General features: G+C 62.6%; 5 protein-coding genes and 1 tRNA gene. 2 read left to right on the top strand and 4 right to left on the bottom strand.

What is annotated here, in order from left to right; translation table 11 throughout:
• Positions 1-119: 119 nt before the first annotated feature.
• The 4 genes from ACN0SO_RS25155 to aroA all read right to left on the bottom strand — a co-directional run bounded on the left by ACN0SO_RS25155 (position 120) and on the right by aroA (position 5,669).
• The gene (locus ACN0SO_RS25155) at positions 120-1,247 is read right to left on the bottom strand and encodes a 5-methyltetrahydropteroyltriglutamate--homocysteine S-methyltransferase (protein ID WP_417682317.1); all 1,128 of its coding nucleotides are present in this window, start codon (positions 1,245-1,247) and stop codon (positions 120-122) included.
• 438 nt (positions 1,248-1,685) lie between these two features.
• A complete protein-coding gene (gene rpsA, locus ACN0SO_RS25150) occupies positions 1,686-3,386 on the bottom strand; it encodes a 30S ribosomal protein S1 (RefSeq protein ID WP_417682315.1) in 1,701 nt (566 codons plus the stop codon).
• 292 nt (positions 3,387-3,678) lie between these two features.
• A complete protein-coding gene (cmk, locus tag ACN0SO_RS25145) occupies positions 3,679-4,305 on the bottom strand; it encodes a (d)CMP kinase (RefSeq protein WP_417682313.1) in 627 nt (208 codons plus the stop codon).
• Positions 4,302-5,669: a 3-phosphoshikimate 1-carboxyvinyltransferase gene (gene aroA, locus ACN0SO_RS25140; protein WP_417682311.1), complete on the bottom strand. Its 1,368-nt coding sequence runs from the start codon at positions 5,667-5,669 to the stop codon at positions 4,302-4,304. Before aroA ends, cmk begins: the two co-directional genes overlap by 4 nt.
• Positions 5,670-5,875: 206 nt before the next feature.
• Between aroA and ACN0SO_RS25135 the strand changes: the two genes are divergently transcribed.
• Together ACN0SO_RS25135 and ACN0SO_RS25130 are read left to right on the top strand one after the other, a co-directional pair.
• Positions 5,876-6,268: a TIGR02300 family protein gene (locus ACN0SO_RS25135; RefSeq protein WP_417682309.1), complete on the top strand. Its 393-nt coding sequence runs from the start codon at positions 5,876-5,878 to the stop codon at positions 6,266-6,268.
• 149 nt (positions 6,269-6,417) lie between these two features.
• Positions 6,418-6,493, top strand: a tRNA-Ala gene (locus tag ACN0SO_RS25130).
• The last annotated feature ends 161 nt before the right edge of the window (positions 6,494-6,654 follow it).

Here is a 6,654-nt window from a genome sequence, read left to right as displayed (position 1 = left end):
CGGGCTTCTTCAACATCAAAACAGTGAATCAAAAACCCCCGGCTAACGCCAGGGGTTTGTCAGCAGTCTGAAGGGCGGCCCGCGGGGCCGCCCTTGATGTTTGTCGTGAAACGGACCGCTTACTTGTCGACGCCGCCCCAGATGGCTTCGGCGGTCTTGACCACCAGTTCCAGCTTGCGGCGCTGGTCGTCCATGGTGACCTTGTTGCCTTCTTCCGTGGAGGAGAAACCGCACTGCGGCGCGATGCCGAGCTGGTTGATGTCGCAGTACTTGGAGGCTTCCTCGAACTTCTTCTTCAGGTCGTCGAGGCTTTCCAGTTCCGGCGTCTTGGTGGTGATGAAGCCCGGCAGCACGCGCTTGTCGCCCTTCGGCAGCAGGCGCAGCGGCTCCAGCGAACCGGCACGGTCCGTGTCGTACTCCATGAAGTAGATGTCGATGCCGGTCTTGTTGAAGATCGCATCGGCGGCCAGGTCATAGGCGCCTTCGGCCGCGTGGGTGGAGACGAAGTTGCCACGGCAAAGGTGCATGCCGATCTTCATGTCCGCCGGGCGGTCCTTGATCGCCTCGTTCATGGTCCAGGCATACTTTTCGATCAGCATGTCCGGATCCTGGCCAAGTTCCTGCTTGGTCGCGCGATGCTTCGGGTCGCACAGGTAGGCGAAGAAGATGTCGTCCATCTGCAGGTAGCGGCAGCCGGCGGCGTAGAACGCCTTCACCGCCTTGGCATAGGTCTTGGCCAGATCGGCGAACAGGACGTCCAGGTCCTTGTACTCGGCCGGCGCGATGTCCTTCGGGTCGGTGCGGAAATGGCAGCAGGACGGGCCGGGAATGGAGATCTTGGGCTGGACCTTGGTGTTTTCCGCGACGAACTTGTAGTGCTCGATCATCGGGTGGTCGTCCGGGAAGTCGAGCTTGGAGGTGATCGTCGGGAAGATCGGGCGCAGCTTGACACCGGCGAACTGGACGCCCTCGTCGCGCTCTTCCAGATCGAGACCGGTCAGGCCGCCCATGAAGTCATAGTGCCAGAAGGAGCGGCGGATCTCGCCGTCGGTCACGGCCTTCAGACCGACCTCTTCCTGCATCTTGATGACATCGACGATGGCCGCGTCCTCGGCGGCCTTCAGTTCCTCGGCCGTCACGGTCTTGTCTTCGAAGTATCCCTTGCGGGCCGCCTTGACGGCGTCGGAGCGCAGCAGGCTGCCGACGTGATCTGCGCGATAAGGGGCTCCGGTGACAGGCTTGGTCATGTATTTCCTCCATTGCCGCGGCCGCCGGGTGCAGCCGCCATGTATACATCTCGGCGCCTTTCCTATCGCGGCAGAGCGGCGGCGTAAAGGGTGACCGCCCGCCGATGCGCCAAAATGCCGTGCCACTTGCAAACTTCGCCCCCAAAGGGGGCAGGGTGAGCATTAGCCATGCCGCTTGCGCCTCTCTCCCCCCTTGAGGGGGAGATGTCCGCGTCAGCGGACAGAGGGGGGTGTTGGGCTTCTCGGCAAAATAAAGCGCCCAAGTATTCCACTGCTGTCGTTACCCCCCTCTGTCACCATAGGTGACATCTCCCCCTCAAGGGGGGAGACGGGTGCAGGCGGTAGTGCCGAAGCCGGGTCAGACACTGGCGGAACGCAAAAAGCCCGGCGTTTCCGCCGGGCTTTTCGATGTCGTGTGTAAGATCGGCTGGGCCGGTCTTATTCGTCGTCGCCGGCCTTCTTGAGGGCGGCACCCAGGATGTCGCCGAGGGACGCGCCGCTATCGGAGGAGCCGTACTGAGCGACTGCTTCCTTCTCTTCTGCGATTTCCAGCGCCTTGATGGACGCGGACACGCGGCGGGTCTTCTTGTCGAACTGGGTGATGCGGGCGTCGAACTTGTCGCCGACGGCGAACCGTTCCGGACGCTGTTCGGCGCGGTCGCGGGACAGGTCTGCGCGGCGGATGAAGGCCGTCAGGTCGCTGTCTGCGATCTTCACTTCCAGACCGCCGTCCTTGATCTCGATGACTTCACAGGTGACGACGGCATTCTTGCGAATTTCGCCGGCAGCAGCGGAGTCCATCGGATCGCCGCCAACCTGCTTGATGCCGAGAGAGATACGCTCTTTCTCGACGTCCACATCAAGCACCACGGCCTTGACCATGTCGCCCTTCTTGTATTCCTCGATGACCTGCTCGCCCGGACGGTTCCAGTCCAGGTCGGACAGGTGCACCATGCCGTCGACATCGCCTTCGAGGCCGATGAACAGACCGAATTCGGTCTTGTTCTTGACTTCGCCTTCGACCTCGGTGTTGACCGGGAACTGTTCGGCGAAAGCTTCCCACGGATTCTGCAGGCACTGCTTGAGGCCGAGCGAGATCCGGCGCTTGACCGGGTCGACTTCCAGGATCATCACTTCCACTTCCTGAGAGGTGGAAACGATCTTGCCCGGATGGACGTTCTTCTTGGTCCAGGACATTTCCGACACGTGGATCAGGCCTTCGATGCCCGGTTCCAGTTCGACGAATGCGCCGTAGTCGGTGATGTTGGTCACGCGGCCGGTGAACTTGGCGCCGAGCGGGTACTTGGCTTCGATGCCGTCCCACGGATCGGTTTCAAGCTGCTTCATGCCAAGGCTGATGCGGTGCGTGTCCTGGTTGACACGGATGATCTGCACCTTGACGGTCTGGCCGATGGACAGAACTTCCGACGGATGGTTGATGCGGCGCCACGCGATATCGGTGACGTGCAGCAGGCCGTCGATGCCGCCGAGGTCCACGAACGCACCGTAATCGGTGATGTTCTTGACCACGCCTTCCACGGTCTGGCCTTCTTCCAGGCTCTGGACCAGTTCCGAACGCTGTTCGGCGCGGGTTTCTTCCAGAACGACACGGCGGGAGACCACGATGTTGCCGCGGCGCTTGTCCATCTTCAGGATCTGGAACGGCTGCGGGGTGTGCATCAGCGGTGTCACGTCGCGCACCGGACGGATATCGACCTGGGAACGCGGCAGGAACGCCACGGCGCCGTCGAGATCGACGGTGAAGCCGCCCTTGACCTGGTTGAAGATCTGGCCGGTAACCTTTTCGTTCGCTTCGAAGGCGACTTCCAGGCGAACCCAGCTTTCCTCGCGGCGCGCTTTTTCGCGCGACAGAACGGCTTCGCCGAGCGCATTTTCGACGCGCTCAAGATAAACTTCGACTTCGTCGCCGACTTTCATTTCGCCGTCGCGGCCCTTGGCGCCGAATTCCTTCAGCGGCACGCGGCCTTCGACCTTCAGGCCGACGTCGATGACGGCGAGGTCCTTTTCGATTGCGACAACGATGCCCTTGACGACCGCACCTTCGTACATGTCGTTATGGGTAAAGGACTCTTCGAGAAGAGCCGCAAAATCCTCGGTGGAGGGATTAAGATCAGACATTGAAACTCCTGATGCCATTCCTGGCAGCCGCCGGCGGGTTTGTGTTGCACTCCGGATCCTCAGACCCCCGGGATGCATGTCACGCATCCTGCCATCCCTTTAAGCGTGTTGCGCGGGATGGGCCGGCGGGGCGAGAGACGGAAGATCCGGTCTCGTCTCAAGGCATGTGTCATGCCTTGCCGAATGGTGTTCCCGGGATGGTGAAGACCGGGAAACCCGGCGATACCGACCGAACACGAAAGGGGGCGCACCTGACGGTGAACCCCGCGACACCCGTGAATATGATGGGCGCTTACGCGTTGCAGGCCTGCGTAACGATATCCACAGCCGCCTGGAACGCGGTCTCTATATCCATTTCTGTCGTATCAAGCAAGTGCGCATCGTCCGCCTGCTTCATCGGCGCCACCGTGCGCTGGCTGTCGCGTTCGTCGCGCCGCTTCAGATCCGCCAGGATGGATTTGTAGTCGGCCACCTCGCCCTTGGACAAAAGCTCGTCCGTCCGCCGCCGCGCGCGCGCTTCCGGCGAGGCGGTGACGAACATCTTCACCGTGGCATTCGGGCAGACCACCGTGCCGATGTCCCTGCCGTCCAGAACGGCGCCCGGAGGTGCCTCGGCGAAGCGCTGCTGCAGCTTCACCAGTTCCGTGCGAAGGGCGGAAAGGGTCGCCACGCGGGAGGCGGCCTCGCCGATCTCGTGGGCCGACAGCACGGACTTGTCCATGTTGGCCAGATCCAGATGGCGCGCCATCTCCACCGCGATCTTCTCGTCGCCGAGCGGCAAGCCCTTGGCAAGCAGGGCCGCGGCCACCGCCCGGTAGGTCAGGCCGGTGTCCAGATGGCGCAGGCCGAAGTGATCGGCCAGCCGGCGCGCCAGCGTGCCCTTGCCCGATGCGGCCGGTCCGTCGATGGCGATAATCATGCCGCCTCGCTTTCCGACCCGGAAATGGTCGCGCCGAGATCTGCAAACAGGCTCGTGAAGGTCGGGAAGCTGGTGGCGATCACTGCGCCGTCGTCCACGGTCACCGGCTTGGCGCTCGCAAGGCCGAGCACCAGGAACGACATGGCGATGCGGTGGTCGAGATGGGTGACGACCGTGCCGCCGCCGATCCCGCCATCGACCCCACTGGCCCCGCCCGTGACGGTCAGTGCGTCTTCGGCCTCGATGCAGGGAATGCCGTTTGCTTCCAGCCCGCGGGCCACGGCGGCCAGACGGTCGGATTCCTTCACGCGCAGTTCTTCGACGCCCGGCATATGGGTGTCGCCTTCGGCAAAGGCGGCGGCCACCGCCAGCACCGGATATTCGTCGATCATCGACGGCGCACGGTTCGGCGGAACGGTGACGCCCTTGAGCTTGGAGTGGCGCACATGGATGTCGCCGACCCGCTCGCCCCCGGAATTGCGCTCGTTGAGGATCTGAATATCCGCGCCCATTTCGATCAGTGTGGTGATCAGCCCGGTGCGGTGTTCGTTGAGCAGGATATTTTCGACCGTCACGTCGGAGCCCGGCACGATCAGGGCGGCCACGATCGGGAAGGCGGCGGACGACGGATCGCCCGGCACTTCCAGGTCCTGGGGCTTCAGCTCCGGCTGGCCCTTCAGCTTGATCACCCGCTCGCCTGCCTCGTTCAGGGTCACGGAAATCTCCGCACCGAAACCGGCCAGCATCTTTTCCGTGTGGTCGCGGGTCGCGATCGGCTCGATCACGGTGGTCTCGCCCGGCGCGTTGAGCCCGGCCAGCAGCACGGCGGATTTCACCTGGGCGGAAGGCACCGGCACCCGGTAGGTGATCGGCAGCGGCTGGCGTGCGCCCCGGATCGAGGCGGGCAGCCGGTCGCCGGTCCGCGCGATCACGTTGGTGCCCATGTCGCGCAGCGGATCGAGCACCCGGCCCATCGGCCGCTTGGACAGAGATGCATCGCCGACGAAGGTGGCGGCAATGTCGTGGGTGCCGAGGATGCCCATGGTCAGGCGCACGCCGGTACCCGCATTGCCGAAATCGATCACGCTTTCCGGTTCCAGCAGGCTGCCGAGGCCGATACCGTCGACCGTGTAGCTGCCGTCATCCTGCTTTTCGATGGTGGCGCCGACGGCGCGCATGGCGTTGGCGGTCGCCAGCACGTCTTCCGACTCAAGCAGGCCCGTTACCGTCGTGCGGCCCACGGCGAGCGCGCCGAACATCAGGGCGCGGTGGGAAATCGACTTGTCGCCGGGAACGCGGATCGTGCCGGCAAGAGGCCCGGCCTGGCCTGCGGTGAGGGGATGCGGTGTAGAACCGTGGGACATTGCGGGTTCCCGATTATGCACTGTTTTTAAGGGAGCATCTCCCTATCATGTGGATCGGCGTTCGTCATCCGCCTCACTCCTTGAAATTTGTCTCGTCTCGTGCAGAACAATGGGTGAGTCTGATGGACGGGCTGATTTGCCTTTGACACCGGGGCGCAACAGGGCTATGGGGCGCCACCAATTCAAGAAGACGAAGGGTTAGCACAGTGGCAAAACCTGAACTTGGCACAAAGCGGCTGTGCCCAAGCTGCGGCGCGAAATACTACGACCTGAACCGGGACCCGATCACCTGCCCGAAATGCGGTACGATTTTCGAAATCGTGATGGTCTCCCGCTCCGCCAAGGCGGCCAAGGCGGCGGAAGTCGTCGAGGAAGAAGATGAAGAGGACGACGACGCGCCGGAAATCGTGACCCTGGAAGAGGCGGATGCCGAAGCCGAGGGCGGCGATGACGACGTGCCGGATCTGGACGACGAAGAGGAAGTCGATCTGGGCGATGACGATACCGCGGACGACGACGTCTTCATCGAGGACGAGGATGAGGACGACGCCGCCGTTCCCGGCATCCGCGTCGAACGCGAGGACGACCGCGAAGCTTAAACGACGGATTTTCAAGGGATTTTTTCGCTCGCGGCCTTTTCCACAACGCGAATTTGAAATCCCTTGAAATTCTGCTTGATCAATGCGGACGGCACGACTATGTTCCGCCCGCATCGACGCCGGAAACCCAAGCCGGCTCATGGAGAAACGGGGCCATAGCTCAGTTGGGAGAGCGCTACAATGGCATTGTAGAGGTCAGGGGTTCGATTCCCCTTGGCTCCACCATCTCCTTCTCGTGAAGAGGAATTTCCTTAGAAATCGACCTCTGCGTCCGGCTTCGTTCGGGACCCTGCCATTCGAACAATATCTTCCGAAAGTTGAGATCGCAGGACCGAAAGACGGCTATCAGCCTGCGCGGTCGTCATCATGCCGGGCGGAAGCGTTTA

Source organism: Roseibium sp., from assembly GCF_048260565.1.
Lineage (GTDB): Bacteria > Pseudomonadota > Alphaproteobacteria > Rhizobiales > Stappiaceae > Roseibium.
This window is presented reverse-complemented; position numbering and strand designations above follow the sequence as displayed.

Excerpts from the sequence above, each read along its gene's own strand:
- ACN0SO_RS25155 (WP_417682317.1), bottom strand. The coding sequence starts at position 1,247 with ATGACCAAGCCTGTCACCGGAGCCCCTTATCGCGCAGATCACGTCGGC.
- aroA (WP_417682311.1), bottom strand. The coding sequence starts at position 5,669 with ATGTCCCACGGTTCTACACCGCATCCCCTCACCGCAGGCCAGGCCGGG.
- cmk (WP_417682313.1), bottom strand. The coding sequence starts at position 4,305 with ATGATTATCGCCATCGACGGACCGGCCGCATCGGGCAAGGGCACGCTG.
- rpsA (WP_417682315.1), bottom strand. The coding sequence starts at position 3,386 with ATGTCTGATCTTAATCCCTCCACCGAGGATTTTGCGGCTCTTCTCGAA.